The organism is Ramlibacter sp., assembly GCF_035655895.1.
Lineage (GTDB): Bacteria > Pseudomonadota > Gammaproteobacteria > Burkholderiales > Burkholderiaceae_C > Ramlibacter.
Window position 1 is genome coordinate 1 of sequence record NZ_DASRTN010000010.1, and the last position, 1,966, is coordinate 1,966.

Consider the following 1,966-nt stretch of genomic DNA (forward strand, 5'->3'; position numbering starts at 1 on the left):
GCCGCGGCCCTGTTCGCCGGCACGGGCCGCCTCCACCGCGGCGTTGAGCGCCAGGATGTTGGTCTGGAAGGCGATGCCATCGATCACCGAGATGATGTCGGCGATCTTGCGGCTGGAGTCGTTGATGCCCTTCATGGTCTCCACGACCTGGCCGACCACTTCCCCGCCGCGCACGGCGACGGTGGAGGCATTCAGTGCCAGCGCGTTGCCCTGCTGGGCGTTGTCGGCGTTCTGCTTGACGGTGGAGGCCAGCTGCTTCATCGAGGCGGCGGTCTGCTGCAGGGCGGAGGCCTGTTCTTCGGTGCGGCTGGACAGGTCGCTGTTGCCCTGCGAGATCTGGCCCGAAGCCGTGGCCACCGAGTCGGCATTCTGGCGCACGGCCTGCACCACGCTGGTGAGCTGGGCCGTCATCGCGCCGAGCGCGCGCATCAGCTGACCCGCTTCGTCGCGGCCGCCGGCCGCGATCCGCACGTCCAGGTTGCCGCCGCCGACTTCGCGGGCGATCTCCAGGGCCCGCTCGAACGAACGGACCGTGTGCCGGGCGACGGCCCACATCAGGAAGGCAGCGAGCACGGCCAGTGCGGCCAGGGTGCCCAGGACGGCGGCCACCCGCACGCCGACAGCCGTCGCGATGCGTTGCGTTTCGGAGCCGAGCGTGCCGAACGCCCGGTCGCCAAGCACGAACTGGGCGTCGATCGACTTCGTCATCGCGTCGAGAAACTCGGGAAGCGGCATGGTGAGGGCGTGGCCCATGAGCTGCTCCTCGATCAGCTTCAAGCTGGTTTCGACGGCGCGGACGGAATCGGCCAGCGGTGCCGACAAGGGGGCCAGCGCCGCATCGGCGGCCAGGGCACGCTCGATCGACTTGCGCACCTCGTGGCCCTGGTCGGCGACCTGCGCGGCCAGCGCTTGCACATGGGCCCGCTCGCCCCCGGTGGCTTCACCACGGGACAGCATGGTCGCGCCGCGGGCGCGCATCTGCCCGAGCGACTCGGTCAGCTTGGGCAGGTGGGTGACGACGGCCATCACCAGGTTGTAGCCCGAGGCTTCCGGATGGAGCACCAGGCCTGCGACGCTGGCCACTTCCTGCAGCAGCATCAGCTCCTGGCCGATCAGGGCGGCGTGCCGCGTGAAGCTTTCCGTGCCGTTGATCTTGCGCTCGGCCACGCCGGCAGCCATCGCAGTCCACTCGGTGGCCAGGCGCTTGCCCGCCTGCACCAGTGCCGGATTGCCCATGGACGCGAGCTGCGCGTTGACGTCGACGATGGCCTTGTCGACGTCCGTCTTGCGCTGTTCACGGGCCTGCGCGGCGGCCGGTTCGCTGCCACCGAGCATCTGGGCCGTGAGCGCGCGGTGCTGCTGCGTCAGCCGGATCAGGCGGATGACGGACTGCGCTGGCGCAACGCCCGCGACTTCGCCGCGGGCCAGGGCCAGGTTCCGGAACTCCGTGCGCAGCAGCAGTGTGGCCGGCAGCAGCAGCATCGCGGCAGCCAGCAGTCCGATCAGCGCGAACTTGCCGCGCAGCGAGATGTTGTCCAGGAAACGGGTCATGTCGGTTCGATGAGTGGTTGTCGTGATGCGAACTTGGACAGAGGGCGCCGCACGATGCCTCCCCGTTGCGGCGCGCCCCGGAGGGTGGTCAGAAGGTCTGCCAGTCGTCGTCGGTGCCGGTGCGGCGCGGCAGTTCGGCGGTCGGCGAGTGGGCCGGCTTGCCGGTCAGCGGCAGGGCCGCACGGGCGGCCGGCCGGGCCGGGCGAACCGCGGAGCGGGCGGCGATGGGCGAGGCGGCGAGGGCCGGCGCGTTGGACGCCTCGTGGCCGCCGACCTTGAACACGGCGACGGCGCCCACCAGCTGCTGCGCCTGCGTCTTCAGGCTGTCGGCGGCGGCGGCACTTTCCTCGACCAGGGCGGCGTTCTGCTGGGTGGCCTGGTCCATCTGCTGGACGGCGTCTTCGATCTGGGCGAC

1 protein-coding gene and 1 pseudogene are annotated in these 1,966 nt (G+C 70.9%); both read right to left on the minus strand.

What is annotated here, in order from left to right; all coding sequences use genetic code 11:
* Positions 1-1,551: methyl-accepting chemotaxis protein (locus tag VFE82_RS12375; protein WP_325000626.1), on the minus strand; the 1,551-nt coding region annotated here is incomplete at its 3' end.
* Between the two features lie 88 nt (positions 1,552-1,639).
* Positions 1,640-1,966: pseudogene (locus tag VFE82_RS12380) on the minus strand (methyl-accepting chemotaxis protein); the annotation flags it as partial.